This is a genomic window from Pseudoalteromonas sp. A25, assembly GCF_009176705.1.
In the GTDB taxonomy this organism is placed as follows: domain Bacteria; phylum Pseudomonadota; class Gammaproteobacteria; order Enterobacterales; family Alteromonadaceae; genus Pseudoalteromonas.
The window spans coordinates 1,241,297-1,263,505 of sequence record NZ_AP021846.1 but is presented as its reverse complement, the minus strand read 5'-3'; the positions used below and the strand labels follow the sequence as shown (position 1 = coordinate 1,263,505).

Genomic DNA, 22,209 nt, shown 5'->3' with positions numbered 1-22,209 from the left:
TTATCTAAATAGGAAAGTATTAAGCTGGTAAAGGTATGCCCATATCACGCATTTTGGCCAACTTATATCGCAAAGTTCTTGGGCTCATACCTAACAACTCCGCAACCTCTTTGCGCTTTCCTTGACAGCGAGATAGTGTATCAAGGATCATTTGATGCTCTTTGTCTTGCAGCTCAGCTTTGTAGCTTTGGCCTTCACCGCTATCTGACACATCGCATTGGGTTTTTAACTCAACCTCAATTGGCGCCTGTTGCTTATCATAACGATTGGTTGTTACAGCTTGATGGCTTTCAATAAAGATATCGTCCGCATTCACTTGATTACCATGTTGCAAAATTAAGGCGCGTTGAACAACATTATCTAATTCTCTCACATTTCCAGGCCACTGGTGAGAGAGTAGTTTTTGCTTTGCCTCATGACTTAAAGTTGGCGTGGGTTTTCCTGCTTTAACACAATGTCTAGCAATCAAGTGCTCTGCCAGTACTTCAATATCACCTGGGCGTTCGCAAAGAGGCAACCACATTAATGGAAAAACATTCAGGCGATAGTACAAGTCTTCTCTAAAATCGCCCGCTGCCACAGCTTCTTTAAGATCTCGGTTACTAGTTGCAAGCACTCGCACATCCAGCTCTATGGTCTTACGTCCACCGAGCCTCTCAACCTCACGCTCTTGCAATACCCTTAACAACTTAGCTTGCAAACCGAGATCCATTTCAGTGATCTCGTCAAGCAATATAGTACCTTTTTGAGCTTGTTCAAATTTACCTGGGCAAGCTTGGATGGCTCCTGTAAAAGCGCCTTTTTCATACCCAAATAATGTCGCTTCAAGCATATTTTCAGGGATCGCCGCACAGTTTATTGCAACAAAACTTTCCTCTGCACGCTCTGATTTGTCATGAATATAGCGAGCCAACACTTCCTTTCCTGAACCACTAGGTCCAAGTACCATCACGCTCGCATCTGACTTTGCGACCTTCGCTGCCAATTCAAGCAATTTTAGGCTTTGCGGATCTTTAACAACAGGGCCTTCTGTTTCTTTATCTTTAGGCGGCATATAACGGCTAACCATATTGAGTAAAACTTCAGGCGCAAAAGGCTTAGCCATATAGTCAATGGCACCTAAGCGCATTGCTTCCACCGCATCATCAATCGTTGCATAGGCCGTCATCATTAAAACGGGTAGATCAGGGTAGTTAAGTTTTATGGTTTTAAGTAAATCAATACCACTCATAGCCCCCATCTGTACATCACTCACTACCAAAGAATAGCTATGTTGCTTCAACAACACCACTGCCTGCTCTGCACTAGATGCTTCAACACAATCAAACCCAGATAACTGTAAGGTGTCTATCAAAGCTTCTCTAAGCCCTGCATCATCTTCCACAACTAAAATAGAATGACTCATACAACCTCCAATTGTTCGGTATTGAACGAAATAGGCAAAAGTAAACTAAAACATGCGCCACCATTTGGCAGATTTTTAACTTCAACTTGCCCTTTGTGAGAATTTGCCACCGAGCTAACCACGGCCAAACCTAAGCCCGTGCCCTGACTCTTTGTTGTAAAGAACGGCTCAAAAATTTTGTCTAACAGATTTGAATCGACACCAGGTCCATTGTCACTCACCGAAATACATATTTTGTCTGCTTTTTGCTCAGCACTTACTTTGATCTGTGCACCAGCGCCAATAATTTGAATACTATTATGAATCAAGTTTTGTATTGCACTCGCTAACGCGGTTTTATTGCCTATTACGGCGATATCAGGATCTGGCAACACGACATCAAGAGTACTGTCATTCATCGCCACCATAGCGTCTGCACCAGCTTTGACTTCGTTTAGTAACTGTTGCATAGACACAGTTTCTACAACTTGCTGCTCTCCGCTTTTGGCAAACAACAGCATATCATTCACTTGCGATTCCAAGTCTTTTAATCTCGACATCAGCTTTTCGTGGAACCGAGAGTGTGACGCTTTTGGCAGTGCGCTGCTGCCCAAATTTGCCGCATATAACATTGCAGCAGACAACGGCGTACGAACTTGATGAGCTAAAGATGCCACCATTTTGCCAAGAGCACTGAGCCGTTGCATATGCGCAACCCTCGATTGCAAGCGTCGCGTCTCTGTTAAATCAGTCATCAAAATCAACTGCCCTGGTTCTGGTGCAAGTGCTGTGATATCTAGCTTAATTAATCGACCATCTTTGAGAGATATTTCATGACCATCATCTTGCTGAGGATTGAAAGAGCGTTGGATAATATTAAACCACTTTTCCCCTTCAAGCGGCTCACCAAGCATATCAATGGCTATCTGGTTTGCTTTTGCTATCATGCCTTGCCCGTCAAGTACTATTACCCCGGCGGGCATGGTATGTACAAGGTGACTTAGCCAACTTGCTTGTTGTCTCAGCTCACTCAACTCGCCCACATAAGCCTCTTGCAGAAGCCCAGGGCCAAATGGTGCTGTTGGCACAAATTGTGGATTCAAAACATGTGCTAATGCCATAACATAGCTCTCTAATTAAAACTCTATATTAGTCTATGCAGGATCTAGGCCAAAAATAAACCAAATAAAATCAAACATTTAAAGTCGATGTTTAGTATCATATTTTTGACACTGTATTTTTATACAGTTACATGTACAATCAATATGCTACCAATCAAAAAATAAGAAGGACAATTAAAATGTGTACTCGGTGCCGATGGCTAGACGCCAGTAAAGACGATTATGTTCAATATCATGATGAAGAATGGGGTATACCCGTCATTGACGATAAAACACTGTTTGAATTTATCACACTTGAATCTGCGCAAGCTGGACTTAGTTGGTACACTATTTTAAAAAAGCGCCACGCATATAGAGAGGCCTTTAAGCATTTTGATGTTCAGAAGGTTGCTGCTATGACAGAACATGACGTGACACAGCTAATGCAAAACTCAGGCATTGTTCGCAATGAAAAAAAAATCACGGCCACCATTAACAACGCCCGTGCTTTTATAAAAATTCAACAATCACACGGCAGCTTTGCTAATTATCAATGGCAGTTTGTAGGTTATTCTCCGATTGTCAATCAACTAAAGAGCAAAGCTGATTATGTGGCTCAAAGCGATATAAGCATCGCATTTGCCAAAGATCTAAAAAAGAGAGGATTTAAGTTTCTTGGTCCAACAACCGTATATGCCCACATGCAAGCATGTGGCATGGTAAATGACCATGATGATGAATGTTATAGAAAATCACAGATCATTGAGCAGTACGCCAATATAGATTTAACATCAATTAGAACTACTCGCGATTAAGGTTATACTTTTTCATTTTCTCAACCAAAGTGGTGCGCCTCACACCTAGCACTTCAGCAGCACGTGCCACTACATAATCGTAGCGCTCAAGTGCTTGAGTGATCAAGCTCACTTCTAGATCAGCTAAATATTCTTTAAGCTCAATGCCTTCATCAGGAAGTAAACCTATTTGGGGCGCATCGTTCGTACTCGACGTTGACGTATCGTCTTCCTCATCAAAATCGCTAAAGCCCCCACTGAACAGTTCGTTGAACGCATCTTTTTCTAGTAGTTCTTCTGGATACTCTGGCTGGTATGCATCGACTTCAATATAGCGATACTTATTTGGTAAATCTGTCACATCAACTACTTTATCTGGGAACATGATCACCATTCTTTCCACTAAATTAGCAAGCTCTCGGATATTGCCAGGCCAATCGTGTGCCTTAAGGCTCTCGATAGCACGTTCCGTAAATTTAGCCGTCGTTCCACTTTGTTCATTTACACGGCGCATCAACTCTTTGAGTAACAGCGGAATATCATCTGCACGTTCATTTAATGAAGGATTTTCGATTGGAAACACATTTAAGCGATAGAATAAGTCCTCTCGAAACTTTCCTGAGTCAATCATAGATTCCAGGTTGCGGTGTGTTGCAGCAATGATCCTCACATCAGCCTGAATGGGCTTGGTTCCCCCAACCCGTTCATAGCAACGCTCCTGTAATACCCGAAGCAGCTTTACCTGCATTTGTAATGGCATATCACCAATTTCATCAAGGAATAATGTACCACCTTGAGCCAATTCGAAGCGCCCCTTTCGTGCTGAAATAGCTCCAGTAAATGCGCCTTTTTCATGCCCAAACAGCTCACTTTCTAATAACTCTCCAGGGATCGCTCCGCAGTTCACAGGTACAAATGGCCCTTGATTGCGCTTAGAGAGCAAATGTACATTGCGTGCAACCACTTCTTTACCAGTTCCCGACTCACCTAAAATAAGTACATTCGCATCCGTACCCGCCACTTGAGAAATTAAAAAGCGCACTTGCTTTACAGCATCAGTTTCTCCAACAAGACCATCAAACACTTTGCTGTTTTGGTTATTTGATTTACCAGGAAGCATGCGTTGGTACTGCTGACAATCGTGCAATAACTGCATTGTCACATCGTGACTAAACGGCTCTGAAATCAAGCCTATCACATTTGCAAGTGTTAAAAGTGGCTTTAATGTTTCGCCTATCAGTAAAAATGGTGAGGCTGGTTGAGACTTTATAACTTGCTCATGATCGAGCTCAGCCAACGCCCCCAAAACAATGATTGACTCTTTTGGAAATGCGGTTTCGCTTATGTCAGACTCACTTATCACCTTTGCTCCTTGACCCACAAAGGTCAAAGCACCGCAAAGGCTACTAGCTCGATTATTATTATTGTCTAAGATCAAAACCATTTTTCGAGTCCAACTACATTTGGCGAGAATATATATTATTGATTGTAAGGTAGTTGGGAGGGGATGCAATACCTTGGTGGCAAATTTTTGACACTTTCGCCAAAAAAATGCCACCAAAAGTGACTTAAATCAATACTTTTTTACTAATACTACAACAGTCCAAGCACCGCCGATGCTGACTGGTTCGCTTGTCCTCGTAATGCAATAGAAGCTTGCGATAGGATATCATTGGCGGTTTGCTCTGAGATCACTTTAGCATAATCGGTGTCTTCGATACGACTTTGACTCGCTGCGATATTCTCAGATTGAGTGCCTAAATTACGCACTCTACTGGCTACTGCATTTTCAAACGCACCCAATTCAGAACGCGCAGTGTTTAAGTCTTCGGAGACAGTTTTAGCAACATCAAGTGCTGCTTGAGCCCCAGCTTGAGTCGAGATATCAATTGTAGCAATATCATTAGCAAAACTGCCGTCTGTTACCGTCAGGCTTTGGGTTGTATTCGCATCAGGACCCACTTGAAACTGAGTTTCTTGCCCTGAGAAAACCGCTGCTCCTGCGAATGTTGTATTCTCAAACGTTTCAGCTATTTGTGTCTGCAGTTGTTCAACTTCCCCTTGCAACGCTCTTCTGTCTGAATCACTCAGCGCGCCATTGCCAGCTTGCACTGATAACTCTGCAATGCGGCTAACCGCATCATTCACTCCCGACAATGCACCATCAGCAGTTTGTGAATAAGAAATGCCATCATACGCATTTCTTATTGCTTGCTGGTAACCATCTTGCTGAGAATTTAATCTGTCAATGATTTGTAGCGCTGCCGCGTCATCAGCGGCACTGTTCACTCGCTTAGCTGATGAAAGCTGTTGATTAATTTTACTCGCAGCGTCTTCTGTTCGGTTTAATGTACCGAAATTTGGTGGTGATATTTTCATAACTCCTCCGATAAGGTGTTTACCTTGTGTAAAACACCTACTGTTACTGCTTAAATTTTAGTCTTTCTTGCTAAAAATGTCACCCTAAGCCATGTTTATTAAGTTTACACTGGCATAATTACTGCAAAACACTGGTAAGTATTATAAAGTACTGACAATTATATTGTTTATGATTGGCTGTTGCGGCGGTCAAAATTTCTCCTCTGCTAGATCTGTAAACAAATCATTGCGGAGACTTAGGTGGCACTATGTTTGATAATAAATCTATTCTTATAACTGGCGGTACAGGGTCATTCGGGAAAAAATATACCAAAACACTCTTAGCCCGTTATAAGCCTAAGAAAATAATCATTTTTTCACGAGATGAGCTAAAACAGTTTGAAATGCAACAAGAGTTTGATGATAACTGTATGCGCTACTTTATTGGCGACGTTAGAGACAAAGACCGCCTCAATAGAGCGATGCGAGGCGTTGACTACGTTATTCATGCAGCTGCGCTCAAGCAAGTTCCTGCGGCAGAATACAATCCCATGGAATGTATCAAAACAAATATTACTGGCGCTGAAAACGTCATTGATGCAGCCCTAAATAACGAGGTTAAAAAAGTCATAGCGCTTTCTACAGACAAAGCAGCTAACCCGATAAATTTATACGGCGCAACAAAACTTGCATCAGACAAACTGTTCGTTGCCGCAAACAATATCTCAGGTGGACACCGTACCACTTTTTCAGTCGTGCGTTACGGCAATGTTGTGTGCTCAAGAGGCTCTGTGGTGCCCGTTTTTCAAAAATTTATTGATGAAGGTAAAGATCATATCCCAATTACCCATGAAGACATGACACGGTTTTGGATCACTCTTCAACAAGGCGTAGATTTTGTATTAAAAAACTTTGAACGTATGCTTGGCGGTGAAATATTTGTGCCTAAAATACCGTCCATCCGGATCACTGATTTAGCAAAATCTATGGCACCGAACCTACCACTTAAAGTGATTGGCATTCGGCCTGGAGAAAAGCTGCATGAAATAATGTGTCCTGCAGATCTTTGTTACGATACGTACGAATATAGCGACCACTTCGTTATCGCGCCTGGTATTAAGTTTAGTAGTAGAAGCAACGATTTCACCATTAATGCGCTAGGAGAAAAGGGCAAACCTGTGCAACCTGGGTTTGAGTACAACTCAAGGGATAACGCGCATTTTTTAAGCGCAGACGAAATCAAAAAATTTAATGAGTTAGCACAAAAATGATCCCCTACGGTCGACAAAATATTTGCGAAGAAGATATTCAAGCGGTGGTAGACACACTGCGTTCAGACTTTTTGACTCAAGGACCACAAGTCCCAAAATTTGAACAATCAATCGCTGCATACTGCGGCGCGCGCTATGCTGTTGCCGCGAGCAATGCGACAGCTTGTTTACACATTGCGTGCTTAGCACTTGGTGTAGAGCAAGGCGACCATGTTTGGACGAGCCCAATCTCGTTTGTTGCATCAAGTAACTGCGCACTATATTGCAAAGCCGATGTTGACTTTGTGGACGTGGAGCCAAACACCGGTCTAATGTGTACAGAAGCATTACGAAAAAAACTACAATGGGCAGAACAACAGAACTGCCTACCAAAAGTAGTGATCCCCGTGCATCTGACTGGGCAATCATGCAACATGGAAGAGATTGCCAAATTGGCTAACCAATATGACTTCAATGTAATAGAAGATGCGTCACATGCTATTGGCGCTACATACCAAAAAGCGCCCGTCGGGAACTGCCAATATAGCGACATCTGTATCTTCAGCTTCCACCCTGTCAAAATCATCACCACAGGCGAAGGGGGAATTGCAACCACCAATGATAAAACGCTTGCTCAAAAGCTCGCTCTTTTTAGAAGTCATGGAATAACCAAAGACGCAGATAAAATGTTGCAAAATGATCAAGGTAGTTGGTACTACGAACAACAAGACTTGGGCTTTAACTATCGCCTTACTGACATGCAAGCTGTGCTTGGTAGTAGCCAGTTAAAGCGCCTAGATAGTTTCGTACAACAAAGAAATCTACTTGCGACACGATACAAGGAGCGGCTGAAAGACTTGCCTGTGACGTGCATCGAGGTGCAGCCAAATGCAATGAGTAGCTATCACTTGTTTATCATTTTACTCAATGACCCAGCTAAGCGCATGGATGTATTTGAACACATGAGACAGCAAGGTATCGGTGTGAACGTACATTACATCCCTATTTACTGGCAGCCTTATTATCGGTCTTTAGGATTTAAAAAAGGTTATTGTGAAAATGCAGAGCAATTTTATCAGGCCATTATCACACTGCCACTGTATCCTGATTTAACCCATGCTGAGCAAGACCAAGTTATCGACACTCTGAAAGCCTGTTTATGAAATTAGCACTCGGTACTGTTCAATTCGGTCTCAACTACGGCGTAACTAACTCGTTTGGTCAAGTACCAAAAAGCGAGGTTAAAGACATACTAGATTATGCCCGCCATCAGGGGATCAGCATGCTAGACACCGCCGCAGCGTATGGCAATAGCGAAGAGGTTCTTGGCCAATATGACAAGCTCTGCAACTTTGCGGTTGTCAGTAAGCTCCCAAGCCTTGCAAACAGTTGCGAAAAAATTGAGAACATAGCTAAACAAAGCCTACATCGTTTAGCTAATCACCGTTTATATGCCCTGCTCTTTCACAATGCTGATGATCTATTAAATGAACGTGCAGATGAACACTATGAAAAAGCCTTATCACTGAAAGAGCAAGGTATATGCCAGAAAATTGGCGTTTCTGTTTATTCACCTGAGCAATTGTTACAGATCTGCGAACGGTTCACTATCGATATTGTGCAAGTACCATTAAACTGCTTTGACCAGCGCTTTGCGCAGCCTAACTGTCGACAAATTTACAATAAGTACAACATAGAGGTACATACGCGTTCGTTGTTTTTACAAGGTACTTTACTGAGTGATATAAGTGACTTACCAAGTAGCTTTACCCCATTTCATGCTGCTTTTGAGAAGTTTCATAGGGTATGTGATCAACTCAGTTGCCATCCTATGACACTGGCATTATCCCTCATTCAAAATTTTGATTTTATTGATAAAGCTGTACTGGGCGTCTGTTCCAAACTTCAACTAGAGCAAGTATGTCATCACTACACTAAAGCCCAACAGCTCGACAACTTAACATCTGAGCAATTAAGTGAACTCAAATTTCACGATTTAGCCCTCATCAACCCAGCAAACTGGCCGATAAAATAATATCTGCTTTGTCTATTGAGAACACAATGAAAGTTACTGCGTTTATTCAAGCTAGAATGTCATCAACTCGGTTACCAGGAAAGGTATTGAAAGATATCTTAGGTAAACCCATGCTGTTGCATATTGTTGAACGTTTAAGACATGCCAAAACTCTGAGCAACATTGTTGTTTTGACAAGTGATGGTTCCTCTGATGATGCCATAGCAACATTATGTCAAAACCACAGTATTCATTGTTTTAGAGGGTCGTTAGATGATGTGTTAGGGCGCTTTTTTGCCGCAAGCGAAAAGTATCCATCAGATCATATTGTCAGGATCACTGCCGACTGCCCTTTGGTCGACAGCCTTTTAGTTGATAGCATTGTCACAAAGCACATCCAACAAAACGCCGATTATACGAGTAATTGCCACCCTGCCATGTATCCAGACGGGTTAGATGTAGAGGTTATGCGCACCGCCGCGCTGCAACAGGCAAATAATGAAGCCACATCGCCCCATCAACGAGAGCATGTAACGCCGTATTTTTTAACACATAAAACCATGTTCAAGTGCTGCAACTTCGACGCGCCGAGTAAAATACCGCAGTACAGACTGACTGTAGATCACCCTGAAGACTTTCAGTTAATAAAAAAAATCTATGAAACACTATATAGCGTTGATAATAATTTTAGTTTGAATAGCACACTCTCTTTACTGGCAAAGCACCCAAACTGGCTATCAGTTAACGAACACTTTATTAGAAACGAAGCGTTACAAAGCAACGCAGCAGGAGATAATGAGCAATGAGCCGCTACCAACAATCCAAACAACACTTAGAAAACGCTCAACAATATATTCCTCTGGGCGCACAAACTTTTAGTAAAAGCCAAATGGCTTTCCCAAAAGGCGCAGCGCCATTATTTTTAACTAAAGGTAATGGTTGCTATGTCACCGATGTAGATGGCAATGAGTATATTGACTTTGTAAATGGGCTATTGGCTATTTCTATCGGCTACTGCGATCAAGACATTGACAAAGCCGTATTAGCACAAATGCAATCAGGTGTTTCATTCTCTTTATCTCATCCAATAGAAGCAGAAGTCGCAGAAAAAATCTGTGAGCTCATCCCATGTGCAGAGCAAGTTCGCTTTGCCAAAAACGGCAGCGATGCCACATCAGCTGCGATACGGTTAGCGCGAGCTTACACCGCTAAAGAGCATATCGCAGTGTGCGGCTATCACGGCTGGCAAGATTGGTACATCGGCAGTACCTCTCGAAATTTAGGTGTGCCAAAATCAACGCAAGAACTCACCCATCCGTTTCAATACAACGACCTAGACTCCCTTGAAACTGTGTTACAGCAACATGCTGTCGCAGCGGTAATTATGGAGCCAATGAATGTAACCGCCCCGAAAGCCGGTTACTTGCAACAAGTCAAAGAACTGTGTGAGCAATATGGTGCGGTACTCATTTTTGATGAAACTATTACCGGTTTTCGTTTTCACATTGGTGGCGCCCAAACCTTGTTTGGCGTAACACCACATTTGGCAACTTTTGGTAAAGGGCTTGCCAATGGCTACCCGATTTCTGTGGTGTGTGGTAAGGCCGAGATAATGGCACTGATGAACGATATATTCTTCTCAGGTACCTTTGCCGGAGAAGCGATGTCTTTGGCTGCTACCCTCGCTACCATTAATAAAATTGAACAACATCAAGTCATTGCACACATCGAGCACATGGGTACATTACTTATCAATGGCTTAACTGAGTTAATACAACAATTTGGTGCACAAGCATTGTTCAGTGTATCTGGTCACCCGAGCTGGTCGTTTATTCACATCCATGAGTACAGTGGCTACAGCGCACTGCAACTGCGCTCATTATTTATTCAAGAGATGGCTAAACGGGGCATATTAGTTAATGCCAGTCATAACTTAAGCTTTGCGCATAAGGCGCACCATATCCAAGCCCTGCTAAGTGCATATGAGGAAGTCATTCCTGCTCTGCTCAACTGTGTAGAAACGCACAGTTTCCAAAAGCACTTTGATGGAGAGCTTTTACAGAGCGTATTTAAGGTTAGGTAATGTTTAATATAGCAATTAGAGTTGATGTAGACGCAACAATTGGAGCCGGTCATTTTATGCGTTGCTTAGCCTTGGCTATAGGCGTAAAAAATGATTTAACAAAAGCTGATATTGACCATCAAATTCATTTTATCTGCGCGACTATTAATGATACTTACATAGCCAAGCTTAGCGAATACGAATTTGCGCTGACGACAATTCCTCACCCCGATGATGAGGAGGATTGGTTAAGTAACGATTCAACCAAAACAGCTCAAGCGTTAGAACAACACGTGCATTTGTTGATTGTAGACAGTTATCGTATCAGTACACCTTGGTATAGCTGCGCAATCCAAAAAACCTGTGAAAAGATTTTAGTTATTGACGACCTAGCTGACCGCCCCCATCAATGCGATTTCTTACTCGATCAAACACTCGATGCAAGCGATAAACGCTATACCAAGCTTGTACCAGCGAAGTGCACATTACTCGTTGGTCAACCATTTATGTTGCTGCGCGAAGAATTTGCCCAATGGCGCAATAAAGCCCTCGCTAAGCGCAAAACAACACAGCAAATAGAAAGTGTACTTATTGCACTCGGTGGCTCTGACGCTGTTGAATTGAATTTACAAGCGATAGATGCAGTAATAGATATAAATCAAATGCGCCCTGAACCACTCAAGGTATCTTTAGTGGTTTCTAACAACAGTAGAGCGATTGCACAATATTACCAACTGCAACATCAATATTCTTGGCTTACAGTGCATGCTGATGCAAATAACATGGCCGAGTTAATGTATACAGCAGATATTGCCATCGGAGCCAGTGGCTCTTCGGCTTGGGAGCGCTGTAGTCAAGGGCTACCTACGCTGGCTATTGAACTGGCAGACAATCAATCGCTTGTATTAAAAAAACTTGCAGATCGTGGCGCTGTGGTCAACTTAGGTCGAGTATCTTCAAGTACTGGATTAGACATCAAAAATGCTCTGAACTCCCTTATCAACTCACCCGACACCTACCGAGCTATGTGTAAGCAGTCAGCTATGTGCTGCGATGGTAATGGGGTGAAAAGAGCGGTCACAGCATTAAACCTATCTAGCATATATCTGCGTCCTGCAACAATGGCAGACAAAGCGCTATTGTTTAAATGGCAGTCCCAAAAAAGCGTTAGACAATATGCTAGAACCAACCATCAAATCACTTATGCTGAACACAGTGCTTGGTTTGACACTGTAATGAAAAACTCAGATAGGCATCTATTTATTATTACAGAACGTTGGTCAGAGGAATGTGAAAAACCAGTTGGTATGTTAAGACTTGACCTTCAGCAAACGCAGTACGAAATATCCATCCTCACTTGCCCAACGCAGCAAGGTAGAGGCATAGCAGCAAAGGCTATTGCTGCTATCGAGCCACAATTTAAAACACGACCTATTTTGGCGACCGTACACCCAGACAACCATGCGTCTCAAGCATTATTTTCAAAGGCAGGATTTAAAAAAGTAGCAAAAGACCTTTTTATTTTAGAAAACGAGTAATTACTTACTTTTATTTTCAAGCGCTAATTCAAAATATTTGCAAACGCTGATATCAGCATTATTTACAATTTTCTCAAAACACACTGAAGCGAACGGATATGACTTGCCCGCATAGTTAAGGACAATAAAAGGTGCCGCCGGGTCTGAATCATCCAAAAACCATTCACCACCTCGTTGACCTTTAAACAACTCACCGATGAATGCACCAAACATGGTGCTAACAGTGAACAAAGTTTTATTGTCTAAAGCGCTTTGCTGGTGCTCTTTGGCAAGCTCGTCTAGTGTCAAATCAAGTTGTTTTAAACCTTCAACATTAAGCTCAACTTTTTGCTCACTCACATTTTCAATGTAAGTAATGGCATCTTGAACCGAGTCTGACATTAATTGGTTAAGCTGTTGTATTTGCGTCATAGTATTCAACTTATCAAAATAGTTAGCCTTAATGGCTGTTACTGTAACTAAGCACCCTATTATTAATTTTGGGTCTAAAATTACTATAAAAATAATATGTTACCGTCTAGCATATAGCGTTTTTATAAAACTGGCAAACAGCTTGCGTGGATAAAAAGTTAATAAACCAACGCTTTTATCATACCTAAACATGCTTCAAAAAATGAATCTAATCAAAAAGTAAGATACACTTTAACAGATTGAATTTAGAATATTTAAGTACTATGCCCAAAGACATCACGATAGATAACATATGCATAAGTAATGCCACCGAGCCTTACATTATTGCCGAAATATCAGGAAACCATAACGGTGATATCAACCGCGCCAAGCAGTTAATTCAAGTTGCAAAAGACTCCGGTGCACATGCGGTCAAAATGCAAACATACACAGCCGATACCATGACAATAGATTGCGATAAACCTGATTTTCGCATCGAAGGTGGCCTTTGGGATGGAAAAAACCTATATCAACTTTATGAGTGGGCACATACTCCTTGGGAGTGGCATAAAACGTTGTTTGACTATGCTAAAGCTATTGGGATCACCTTATTTAGCTCTCCATTTGACGAGAGTGCGGTTGACTTACTTGAATCTCTCAATGCCCCAGCATATAAAATCGCCTCTTTTGAACTGGTTGATCACCCTCTAATTGCAAAAGTCGCGAAGACTAAAAAGCCTCTGATCATGTCTACCGGCATGGCAAACTACGAAGATATCGCCAGCGCTATCGACGTAGCAAAGCAACACGGCAACCAAAATATCATTATTCTTCACTGTATAAGTGGCTATCCAACGCCAATTGCCCAATCAAATTTAAGAACAATACAGCAGTTACAAAACGACTTTGATTTGCTGGTAGGATTATCTGACCATACGCTAGGTACTACGGCTGCATCGGTTGCAACGGCACTTGGCGCTGTTGTGATAGAAAAACACTTTACGTTAAAGCGCTCTGATGGCGGCCCCGATGCTGCATTTTCTTTAGAACCAAACGAACTGAAAGATTTATGTGAGACAACCAAGTCCGCTTGGCAAGCGCTAGGGCAAGCCAATTATGAACTTAAAGATGCTGAATCAGCTAACCTCCAGTTCAGACGCTCGATTTATGTTGTCAAAGATATAAAAAAAGGAGAGGTATTCAGTGAAAACAATATTCGACGCATACGCCCAGGGTTTGGACTGCCACCCAAGCACTATAAACATCTACTAGGAAAGCTGGCTGCTGAGAATATTAGTGCTGGTACCCCTATGAGTTGGGAGCTATGCGAGAACTCGAAGACAAAAAAAGGCAATTAAAATGACGATCGGAAGAGAAATTCATAATTTAGCTAGCGAGTTGTGGCCAATCTGCCGCAGCATAACTGGTAATGGGGTGCGACAAACACTAAAGATTATCAAACAGCATTTACCGCAACTTCAGACCTTTGAAGTACCAACAGGTACACAGTGTTTCGACTGGACTGTACCAAAAGAGTGGAATATTAAAGATGCGTATGTTATTGACCCAAATGGAAAAAAAATTATAGATTTTAAAGTCAGTAACTTACATGTTGTTGGCTATTCGATACCTATAGATCAAAAGCTACCCTTGAGCGAGTTGAAAAAACATTTATACACTTTGCCAGATCAACCTAATGCAATTCCTTATATCACTTCATACTACTCACCCCATTGGGGGTTTTGCTTGACCCACTCACAGTTTGAGCAGCTAATTGATGGCGAGTATCACGTTGTTATTGATTCAGAGTTAAAAGAGGGTCATCTAACTTACGCAGAGCTTTTGATCCCAGGGAAGTCTGAAAAAGAGGTCTTTTTGTCTACCTATGTGTGTCACCCCTCTTTAGCTAATAATGAACTTTCCGGACCCACCGTAACCACTTTTTTAGCCAAGTGGTTATTAAGTCAAGAAAATTTAAATTATAGCTACCGCATTATTTTCATTCCTGAAACCATAGGTTCGTTAACTTACCTAAGTCAACATGCTGATACCATGAAGCAGCGAGTTTTTGCAGGCTATAACGTAACATGCGTGGGGGACGAGCGAGATTATTCATATATCCCTTCCCGAGCTGAAAACACCCTCTCCGACATGATTGCGCGACATGTTCTTGGACACATTGCTCCCAACTACAAAACATACCCATTTTTTGAGAGTGGTAGTGACGAACGCAGGTATTGTGCACCAGGAATTGACCTACCCATCGCCAGTATCATGCGAACTAAATATAACCGCTACCCAGAATATCATACGTCTTTAGATGATTTAACTTTGGTTACCCCAAAAGGTCTAGAAGGCGGCTATGAAGCGATTAGAAAATGTCTAGAAATCATTGAACACAATGAAGTACTTAAATTAACAGTGATGTGTGAACCACAATTGGGTAAACGCGGTCTGTATCCTAATTTAAGTACCAAACAAAGTAATCAAATAGTCAGCAATATGATGAACTTCATCAGTTATTGTGATGGCTCATTATCGACACTAGAGATTGCCCAAAAAATTCAGGTCCCAATTTGGGACCTTTATGACATTATTGCTAATCTCAAACAAGAAGGGCTGCTCATTAAAGCTAACTAATTTGAGTTTACAGGCTTTTGCCAACTTACATGAAAGAACAGCTGCGCTTTCGCACCCACGCTATGCTTGAAATAGCCTCGGCTAGGTGAGTTTGCGCCATTAAAATCCATGTACTCAAAGCCTTTATTTGCAGCATATTCCATCATTTGAAAGTATAACAATGTACCACCATACTTTGTCTCTAGCGTACCAACTACTGGTATATGAACAAATCCTGACAGGTCATAAAATAGCAGCCCTGCAGCTTGGGCTGCCCCCGCACCATCTCGTACTACAGCAATTTCACCGAGTTGTTGCGACAAGAGATATGAAGCAAACTGCATTGTTACTTGTAACTCGCTTTCACTGACTTCTAGAGACTGGCGCACAAAAGTTTGTCTATATAGTTCAACTAACTCTTCTGCTGTACCATTCATGAAGAAATGAAGGCCTTCACGTGTTTTAGCATACCCCTCTTCTCGACGACGAGAACTGCGTGCTTGCGCTCTTATATCAGAAAGCGGCTGGAGATTTGAAATGGCTGTGTACTGCGGCGAAATCTTAGCGCGACCATTTTCAGGAGAGTGGTAATTAAACCAATCAAACCCTCTTACATCGCTAATACTATGGTGTAAGCTAAATTCTACACAATCATATACTTTTGACAGCTCATCCATAACGAATTCACTGATTGCGATTTCACATTCAGTTTTTCTATTCTCTTTACCCTTGTAAATATCTTTGTGATACATCAAACCAATATAATAAGAATGCATAGGTAGCCCGTGAGAGGCTCTATTTGAAGTGATCACTGGTACACCTGCAACTATTTGGTTTTTGTTCAATACTAGCCAGTTGTCTACCTCACAGCCTAGTGCATTTATCACTGCAGGTGATGCATATCTCGTCCCTTGTGGTGAGTTCGTCAACAACTCTTCCCACATTGACACGCTATCACATAAAACAAGCTTAAGATCACTAATCAATCTGCAATACTCCTGCCGCAGACAAATCACTCATGATTGATGCTCTCGTTAGTAAATGTGGCGTTAGAATTGTGACGCGAGAACCATATTGCGCCAATACTTTTTCTTGCATGTTAGCTAACACATCTTCGTACCCCTTTAGCACCAAACGATACGTACTTGGCACTTTAAAGGCTTTATAATCTACAACCATTCCGATTCCCATAGCTAAGAGCTCTTTCTTAACTTGAGTAAAGTGTGTGTCTGGGTCAAGCCAAATCGAAGAGTCTTTACTGGCGGGGACTTCTACACAGATAATCGGGTTGCCGTTTTCGCTATCTGCAGTGTAGCCGCTAAAATAGGTAACACGTGCTATGGAGTCATCACTATAATTCATTGTATAGAAGGGCAGATCTTGATGCTGTTTTAACTCGGCATAATAAAAAACCTGAGAAACAGGTTTAATGCACTTAGCCAGCGCATTAGTACCGAGTAATAACTCTTCTGTTGATTCAATTGTGCCAGTAAAGAAAACATTGTCTACCTCAAGCTCAACGCTTCCCTGTTCGCCTTCAATAGTTGCATTTAGTCCCACCTCAGTATTCTTAACCTTAACAAGCCTACTATTAAGTAACGACTTCACACCTAAGTCAGATAATTTTGAGACAAACGCTTCACGAAAATAACCGAGATGCCGGCCCTTTGGGTATAAATTGTGAGTTTGAAAATTAGCACTTATTTTTTCAGCGGCGAGCACATTATCTAATAAAGGCATCGTTTTAAGTTCAAGGCTCAATTCATTATCTAAAAGCAGTTTACGACCAAAAAATGTAACAAAGCTTTTATTAATAGGTGATAACTCACTAGCGTCTGTATTTAAAAACTTACGACACCAATTCTGAAAAAACTCTAGACTATGTGGACTATGCTCTAAAAATTCTTCAGAAATCGTTTCGAACTGTTTATCACTTTGCGATTGTTGGTGCAGAGATTCATACAGCACCAGAGACTTCTGCGCAACTGGCAACGCTCTGTAATCGGGAATAGCGAACCCTTCTGTCAACTTCTCATTCCAATAACTCGCATAAGATGATTCAACCTCACTAAGCGGTTCATAGCCAGACATAATATCATCCAGCACAGTTTTTTGGGGCTCAGTTATACCATTTAATAACTGAGGGCCCTTGTCTAACTCAGCACCTTTCCAAACCAATGGTGATAAAAAGCCACCTAATTCGCTAGTAGCTTCAACTATTGCAACAGATTTTCCTTGTTTGCTCAAACCATAGGCCGCCATCATTCCCTTAAAGCCACCTCCAACAACCAACGCATCATATTGAGCTACTTTTGAGCTACGATTTTCCATACTTCCATACACCCTTTATCTGCAACTAACTCTTTATCGGACTCCAATTTCAAACTCTTTAGCTTGTAGCCAGAAAAAATCTGCTCTATTGCTTCTCGGTCATAAAAGTTTGCAGCTAGTAATGGCTCAAATATCCCATCACTAAAACCAAGCCAAATGTCTTTTTCTTCGTCATAGTATCCAAAATCCTTATGAGTATGACCCTTTGAAAACATGCAGCTTAAAACAATTGCTCCCTCGTTCAAGTAGCCATGCAACTTTTGATAGAGCAAGCGAGCATGTCCCCCTGAAATATTCGTCACACTTAACCTATCAATAACTAGATCAAACTTCATATCGGGTAGAGTAAAATCATCAAAATCCACTTGAGCAGTAGTAATTAAACCATCTAAGTGCCTTTCTTTAGCTCGCGTATTAACCACATCTAATGCGGCTCGTGAATAGTCTGCAGCCAACACTTTCGCACCGTTTTCAGCGCAAAATAAACTATGGTTTCCTCCTCCACATCCTAAATCAAGAACACTTAATTGTTGGTCAGAAGAAAGAGAAGATCGAATATAGAAAAAGTTAGACACAATAAAATCATACGGATAAAGATTTAGTTGCTCTCCTCTGCTATAGATTTGTTGCCAATTTTGTTTGCTCATTCTGTAACCTTTTTGAAGACTTAATAAATTACTGTAACTTTAAATCTAGTATAAATTACAGTAGTAGTGAGAAATGACCCAGTTGATATAAATATTCAATGTACCTGAAAATTCTCTATACGATACGATTCAAATTCTTTTTTATGACTTTGATATTATTATGAAGTGATAGCATTACACAAGACGCGCCCACCGGAAATTTAAAATAAATCAATAGTGTATAGTATTGAAATGCCTTACAACACAGACTAAACTTTGAAAATCGCAGCATCCAAAATAAGATGGCTCACCTGATGACATTAGAGGCACTCTCACCTGATCCAAAAATTATTCGAAAGAACGTAAGCATTGAACTTCGAAATCAAATGCTACCAATTATCAAAACGAGCAGGCTATTATTGAGAGAAATACAGGTTTTGGACATAACGGATGAATATGTCAACTGGTTAAATAACCCAAACATTAATCGATACTTAGAAGTAAGGTTTACACCTCAAACCAAACGCACAGTTACGGAGTATATCGAGTCAAAACTTAAACAGGTGAAAACGTCAATGCACTTTGGGGTATTCGATAAAAACGGCAGCAGACTTGTTGGAACAGTCACCTTAGGTACAATCGATATGCATCACAAGGCTGCCGATATATCTTTTGTGATAGGACATCCGGAGGCCCAAGGGGTTGGTTACGCTACAGAAGCAGTTCATGGAGTAACACACTTTAGTTTTACTCAAGGAGATATCGTTAAGTTATATGCAGGATATTATGATGGCCACGTTGGCTCATCACGAGTACTTGCAAAAAATGGCTATAAAGTGGAGGGCCGTATTAAACAGAAATGTGTAAACAATGAAGGCCATAGAGTCGACCATATCATTGTTGGTATTCTCGCTGATGAATACCAACAATTACGACAAGCCCCTTTAAAAGGTTAATTTCGCTTGATTTCCTCATCTTTGAACATACTAAGAAGTGAACTATCATGCTTGTCTACTTCCTCTAGTACACGTGCATATTTCTTCTTAGCCTCACTCATATATTCTTTAAATATGTCAATCGCTTGCATTGTAACCTCTACGCTCTTTTGCTCGTCCTCGAATCCATATAGCATCATCCTAAAAATTGAGTGCGTATAAGTCATAGTCCCTTCCAAAAGAAAGTAAATGTGTCTTGCAGCTGTTTGTGAATGAGAAAATAGGTATCGGACCTGCTCCTTCAAAGCCTTGGCCAACTCAGCTCGAGATGTAAACTCTTTGTCGACAAATTCAACCATAGTATCCACAATCTCGTTGAATTTACTGTATGCAACCCAAGTTACAAACTCCTCTTCATTAAATTGGCGTTCTACAAAAAGTTCGTTTTTAATAAAGCTGATCATCTCACTTTTTTTAGGTTGAACTGGTGCTAATAAAATATCATAACAACGCAACGGCTGGGTGTTTTCTATCTTTGCACCATCAGAGCAATTAAAACAATTCACCCTTTTAAATGCTGCCAATGCTTTTTCTAAATAAACTCTCCCTGTATTATAAAATACAGGGCTGTAAACTACTCCACCAAAGTTACCTTCAACTTGTAACTCACCCTGTCTGATATAGTTACCCAGAGTTTCTTTTTCGTTACCATCATCTTTATAGTAAACACTGTGCTTTGAATGATGGTGTGTAGGGTCTTTATATCCACCATCAACACCGAATAGATATATTTCCTCAAAGCCCATATAGCATGCAAAAGCCAACGCTGTATTGGCCACCTGCGGATTACAATAGCGCATCTGAGCAAACGTTCTGCCACGATCAATATAGTCGCTTACTATTGTAGTTGAGGGCTCCGCATTCTTTAACGACATACCTGTCCACTCAAACAAGTCGGAGCAATCAGGGTACATTACTGTAGTGGTTAAAAAATTCACCTTTTTCAGTTTTTCTTCATCACAAAACTCTCGAAGGAAGTCAAAGCTTACTTTTGCCCTTTCTAAAGCAACATGGAAATCAGGAATAATATCTTGCTTTAATAGAGTCGTAATTGCTGAACCACAGCTAAAAATAATAGCTTGGCCCTGATAAGATTTAATCGTTTCAAGTGTCTCATCGAGAGACGGTCCATTTGCAACAATAAACACAGGCATATTCGCATAAACTTTAGGCAGTTTAGCGTCTTTACGTAACAGCGGGATCTGTCTTTTAGCATTACCATATTCATGTGCAATGCTGATAACACCATCATCAAAAAATCCCCAACCTGCGGCCAATAAGAAGAAATCTCTTTCAAATCGTTTCAAAAGCTTAGTTAATTTTTCAGATGGATAGTGTTGGTACAATAAAGAGTTAACTGAATTGAACAATCCCTTATCTTTTAACTCATTCAAAAAGTCAATGGTAAACTGCTCATATTCAACACCAATATTGAAAACGACATTCCCATCACGCTCATCTATTGTTTCCAACACATACTTCCAGTCACAACTAAACAAGCTTGCATAAAACATTTCTCGGTTAGGCTCACAAATATAAAGATGATCAATCGTCACATCTTCAAGTAAGGGTCTGAAATGATAACCTAAACCAATACCGAAAATGACAGCAGAACCGAGATGAGAGGGCACTCGTGTCATCGGCTCATACTTTTCCTTAGCATCCAAATACACATTGTACATTTGAGCAACATACTTAGTATGAATAAAGTCGTTAACTTCATTCTTATTTTGGCTAAATGACATTGATGTAAGTTTAGGCTTTTCTTTTACTTTTTGAACTTGATCATATGATTGCTTTCGAGGGTCTTCACCATATAGCGCAGTACCATCTTGAAAGATATTTAAATCTCCAGACTCCGCACAAAATAGTTGAAGATTATTTGGTTTAAAATGATAAAACTCTTCAGCTATCTTGGGTAAATATTTTTCAAAAGCTTGAATATTTTCCTCAAACTTAGCTGGCATTGCTTTAGCTAACTTTTTCTCTAATTCATTTTTCTGAGCTAACTTGTTTACTTGAGCTTCTGCAACAGCAACTATTGCATCGATTTCGGACTGCGTAGACATGAGTGTAATAACCTTTAAAAGAATCTAGTCTGTACGAATAAAATAATCAGGGTAAGGCGCTATTTGTTCATGAGTATAATTTTAATTCAAGCTTGCAAGTTAACAAATTTAAACAAACAATTGTATATACTGGGTACAAACAAACCTTGCCCAACCATGTTAGGCCTAACCAATATTATAAGTTATGAAGCAAATTTCAGGCCAAAATAATGACTAATAAAATATTGCACTAGCTTAGCATGAACTGATGAGCGAAGATTTGTTTGCGAACAAATGAGGTTAAATAGACTAAGCTAAGACAATACGACCGAAACAAAAAGCTCGCTTTATGCTACTAGGTGGCTTTTTTATAAGCTTGAATGCCCTTACCTCTTTTCTTTATTGTCATGAGCTCGTTTTTGACTTCTTCTTTTTTATCTAAAAACAGAGAGATAAAATGCTCGTCCTGCACCATCACCTCTTCTAGAATTGCTTTTTTTTCAACCAACTGTTCTGTGGTCAGTTCGTCACTAATTGACAGTAACTTGTTGATTGTTTTGCTGCGAAGCTGGGAAGTGCTATTTATTTCCTCGAAAATATCAGAGTCATCATTTTGCTCAAAACGCTCTACAACATCGATAAAGGCCTTGTTAAGTTCTTCAATATTCTTTAATAAATGCTCGAAGTTGCTATGAGGCAC

At 40.8% G+C, this 22,209-nt stretch carries 20 protein-coding genes; 10 read left to right on the top strand and 10 right to left on the bottom strand.

Annotated features, from left to right (window positions below; translation table 11 throughout):
• Window positions 1-19 precede the first annotated feature (19 nt).
• Window positions 20-1,405 (bottom strand): sigma-54-dependent transcriptional regulator, encoded by a 1,386-nt coding sequence (locus GDK41_RS05655; RefSeq protein WP_152085491.1) that lies wholly within the window; start codon window positions 1,403-1,405, stop codon window positions 20-22.
• A complete protein-coding gene (locus GDK41_RS05650; RefSeq protein ID WP_152085490.1) occupies window positions 1,402-2,505 on the bottom strand; it encodes a sensor histidine kinase in 1,104 nt (367 codons plus the stop codon). Before GDK41_RS05650 ends, GDK41_RS05655 begins: the two co-directional genes overlap by 4 nt.
• A gap of 179 nt (window positions 2,506-2,684) precedes the next feature.
• On the opposite strand from GDK41_RS05650, the gene GDK41_RS05645 reads away from it, so the two are divergent.
• Window positions 2,685-3,299, top strand: coding sequence for a DNA-3-methyladenine glycosylase I (locus GDK41_RS05645; protein WP_152085489.1), 615 nt, complete (start codon window positions 2,685-2,687; stop codon window positions 3,297-3,299).
• Here GDK41_RS05645 and GDK41_RS05640 read toward each other — a convergent pair.
• Together GDK41_RS05640 and GDK41_RS05635 are read right to left on the bottom strand one after the other, a co-directional pair.
• The gene (locus tag GDK41_RS05640; protein WP_152085488.1) at window positions 3,286-4,722 is read right to left on the bottom strand and encodes a sigma-54 dependent transcriptional regulator; all 1,437 of its coding nucleotides are present in this window, start codon (window positions 4,720-4,722) and stop codon (window positions 3,286-3,288) included. The genes GDK41_RS05645 and GDK41_RS05640 overlap by 14 nt on opposite strands.
• A 149-nt stretch (window positions 4,723-4,871) precedes the next feature.
• Window positions 4,872-5,657, bottom strand: a complete 786-nt coding sequence (locus GDK41_RS05635) for a flagellin N-terminal helical domain-containing protein (RefSeq protein ID WP_152085487.1) — start codon at window positions 5,655-5,657, stop codon at window positions 4,872-4,874.
• Window positions 5,658-5,905: 248 nt separating this feature from the next.
• On the opposite strand from GDK41_RS05635, the gene pseB reads away from it, so the two are divergent.
• The 6 genes from pseB to pseG are packed head-to-tail and all read left to right on the top strand — an operon-like array spanning window position 5,906 to window position 12,500.
• Complete coding sequence (gene pseB / locus GDK41_RS05630; RefSeq protein WP_152085486.1) at window positions 5,906-6,907, top strand: UDP-N-acetylglucosamine 4,6-dehydratase (inverting); 1,002 nt, start codon at window positions 5,906-5,908, stop codon at window positions 6,905-6,907.
• Window positions 6,904-8,049, top strand: coding sequence for a UDP-4-amino-4,6-dideoxy-N-acetyl-beta-L-altrosamine transaminase (gene pseC, locus GDK41_RS05625; RefSeq protein ID WP_152085485.1), 1,146 nt, complete (start codon window positions 6,904-6,906; stop codon window positions 8,047-8,049). Before pseB ends, pseC begins: the two co-directional genes overlap by 4 nt.
• A complete protein-coding gene (locus GDK41_RS05620) occupies window positions 8,046-8,921 on the top strand; it encodes an aldo/keto reductase (RefSeq protein ID WP_152085484.1) in 876 nt (291 codons plus the stop codon). The genes pseC and GDK41_RS05620 overlap by 4 nt, the downstream gene beginning before the upstream one ends.
• Before the next feature lie 26 nt (window positions 8,922-8,947).
• Complete coding sequence (locus GDK41_RS05615; protein ID WP_152085483.1) at window positions 8,948-9,706, top strand: cytidylyltransferase domain-containing protein; 759 nt, start codon at window positions 8,948-8,950, stop codon at window positions 9,704-9,706.
• Window positions 9,703-10,983 (top strand): aspartate aminotransferase family protein, encoded by a 1,281-nt coding sequence (locus GDK41_RS05610; RefSeq protein WP_152085482.1) that lies wholly within the window; start codon window positions 9,703-9,705, stop codon window positions 10,981-10,983. Before GDK41_RS05615 ends, GDK41_RS05610 begins: the two co-directional genes overlap by 4 nt.
• The gene (gene pseG, locus GDK41_RS05605; RefSeq protein ID WP_152085481.1) at window positions 10,983-12,500 is read left to right on the top strand and encodes a UDP-2,4-diacetamido-2,4,6-trideoxy-beta-L-altropyranose hydrolase; all 1,518 of its coding nucleotides are present in this window, start codon (window positions 10,983-10,985) and stop codon (window positions 12,498-12,500) included. The genes GDK41_RS05610 and pseG overlap by 1 nt, the downstream gene beginning before the upstream one ends.
• Here the strand turns inward: pseG and GDK41_RS05600 are convergent, their stop codons facing one another.
• The gene (locus GDK41_RS05600; RefSeq protein ID WP_152085480.1) at window positions 12,501-12,911 is read right to left on the bottom strand and encodes a hypothetical protein; all 411 of its coding nucleotides are present in this window, start codon (window positions 12,909-12,911) and stop codon (window positions 12,501-12,503) included.
• 263 nt (window positions 12,912-13,174) lie between these two features.
• On the opposite strand from GDK41_RS05600, the gene pseI reads away from it, so the two are divergent.
• Both pseI and GDK41_RS05590 read left to right on the top strand, forming a co-directional pair.
• A complete protein-coding gene (gene pseI / locus GDK41_RS05595; protein ID WP_152085479.1) occupies window positions 13,175-14,248 on the top strand; it encodes a pseudaminic acid synthase in 1,074 nt (357 codons plus the stop codon).
• Between the two features lies 1 nt (window position 14,249).
• A complete protein-coding gene (locus tag GDK41_RS05590) occupies window positions 14,250-15,530 on the top strand; it encodes a DUF4910 domain-containing protein (RefSeq protein ID WP_152085478.1) in 1,281 nt (426 codons plus the stop codon).
• Here the strand turns inward: GDK41_RS05590 and GDK41_RS05585 are convergent.
• From GDK41_RS05585 to GDK41_RS05575, 3 genes are read right to left on the bottom strand one after another with little or no spacing between them, the layout of a single operon-like run.
• Window positions 15,527-16,495: a GNAT family N-acetyltransferase gene (locus GDK41_RS05585; protein ID WP_152085477.1), complete on the bottom strand. Its 969-nt coding sequence runs from the start codon at window positions 16,493-16,495 to the stop codon at window positions 15,527-15,529. The genes GDK41_RS05590 and GDK41_RS05585 overlap by 4 nt on opposite strands.
• Complete coding sequence (locus GDK41_RS05580; protein ID WP_152085476.1) at window positions 16,488-17,840, bottom strand: NAD(P)/FAD-dependent oxidoreductase; 1,353 nt, start codon at window positions 17,838-17,840, stop codon at window positions 16,488-16,490. Before GDK41_RS05580 ends, GDK41_RS05585 begins: the two co-directional genes overlap by 8 nt.
• Window positions 17,816-18,487 carry a class I SAM-dependent methyltransferase gene (locus tag GDK41_RS05575; protein ID WP_152085475.1) on the bottom strand — a complete coding sequence of 224 codons (672 nt, stop codon included), beginning with the start codon at window positions 18,485-18,487 and terminating at the stop codon, window positions 17,816-17,818. The genes GDK41_RS05580 and GDK41_RS05575 overlap by 25 nt, the downstream gene beginning before the upstream one ends.
• A 293-nt stretch (window positions 18,488-18,780) precedes the next feature.
• Between GDK41_RS05575 and GDK41_RS05570 the strand changes: the two genes are divergently transcribed.
• A complete protein-coding gene (locus tag GDK41_RS05570) occupies window positions 18,781-19,422 on the top strand; it encodes a GNAT family N-acetyltransferase (protein WP_172971557.1) in 642 nt (213 codons plus the stop codon).
• On the opposite strand, the gene GDK41_RS05565 is transcribed toward GDK41_RS05570, so the two are convergent.
• Both GDK41_RS05565 and GDK41_RS05560 read right to left on the bottom strand, forming a co-directional pair.
• Complete coding sequence (locus GDK41_RS05565; RefSeq protein WP_152085473.1) at window positions 19,419-21,530, bottom strand: motility associated factor glycosyltransferase family protein; 2,112 nt, start codon at window positions 21,528-21,530, stop codon at window positions 19,419-19,421. The two genes, GDK41_RS05570 and GDK41_RS05565, sit on opposite strands and share 4 nt — an antisense overlap.
• A 334-nt stretch (window positions 21,531-21,864) precedes the next feature.
• Window positions 21,865-22,209 (bottom strand): hypothetical protein, encoded by a 345-nt coding sequence (locus GDK41_RS05560; protein WP_152085472.1) that lies wholly within the window; start codon window positions 22,207-22,209, stop codon window positions 21,865-21,867.

Bases quoted from the DNA above. Each gene is read 5' to 3' on its own strand.
- GDK41_RS05655 (WP_152085491.1), bottom strand. From the start codon at position 1,405: ATGAGTCATTCTATTTTAGTTGTGGAAGATGATGCAGGGCTTAGAGAA.
- GDK41_RS05650 (WP_152085490.1), bottom strand. From the start codon at position 2,505: ATGGCATTAGCACATGTTTTGAATCCACAATTTGTGCCAACAGCACCA.
- GDK41_RS05645 (WP_152085489.1), top strand. From the start codon at position 2,685: ATGTGTACTCGGTGCCGATGGCTAGACGCCAGTAAAGACGATTATGTT.
- GDK41_RS05640 (WP_152085488.1), bottom strand. From the start codon at position 4,722: ATGGTTTTGATCTTAGACAATAATAATAATCGAGCTAGTAGCCTTTGC.
- GDK41_RS05635 (WP_152085487.1), bottom strand. From the start codon at position 5,657: ATGAAAATATCACCACCAAATTTCGGTACATTAAACCGAACAGAAGAC.
- pseB (WP_152085486.1), top strand. From the start codon at position 5,906: ATGTTTGATAATAAATCTATTCTTATAACTGGCGGTACAGGGTCATTC.
- pseC (WP_152085485.1), top strand. From the start codon at position 6,904: ATGATCCCCTACGGTCGACAAAATATTTGCGAAGAAGATATTCAAGCG.
- GDK41_RS05620 (WP_152085484.1), top strand. From the start codon at position 8,046: ATGAAATTAGCACTCGGTACTGTTCAATTCGGTCTCAACTACGGCGTA.
- GDK41_RS05615 (WP_152085483.1), top strand. From the start codon at position 8,948: ATGAAAGTTACTGCGTTTATTCAAGCTAGAATGTCATCAACTCGGTTA.
- GDK41_RS05610 (WP_152085482.1), top strand. From the start codon at position 9,703: ATGAGCCGCTACCAACAATCCAAACAACACTTAGAAAACGCTCAACAA.
- pseG (WP_152085481.1), top strand. From the start codon at position 10,983: ATGTTTAATATAGCAATTAGAGTTGATGTAGACGCAACAATTGGAGCC.
- GDK41_RS05600 (WP_152085480.1), bottom strand. From the start codon at position 12,911: ATGACGCAAATACAACAGCTTAACCAATTAATGTCAGACTCGGTTCAA.
- pseI (WP_152085479.1), top strand. From the start codon at position 13,175: ATGCCCAAAGACATCACGATAGATAACATATGCATAAGTAATGCCACC.
- GDK41_RS05590 (WP_152085478.1), top strand. From the start codon at position 14,250: ATGACGATCGGAAGAGAAATTCATAATTTAGCTAGCGAGTTGTGGCCA.
- GDK41_RS05580 (WP_152085476.1), bottom strand. From the start codon at position 17,840: ATGGAAAATCGTAGCTCAAAAGTAGCTCAATATGATGCGTTGGTTGTT.
- GDK41_RS05575 (WP_152085475.1), bottom strand. From the start codon at position 18,487: ATGAGCAAACAAAATTGGCAACAAATCTATAGCAGAGGAGAGCAACTA.
- GDK41_RS05570 (WP_172971557.1), top strand. From the start codon at position 18,781: ATGACATTAGAGGCACTCTCACCTGATCCAAAAATTATTCGAAAGAAC.
- GDK41_RS05565 (WP_152085473.1), bottom strand. From the start codon at position 21,530: ATGTCTACGCAGTCCGAAATCGATGCAATAGTTGCTGTTGCAGAAGCT.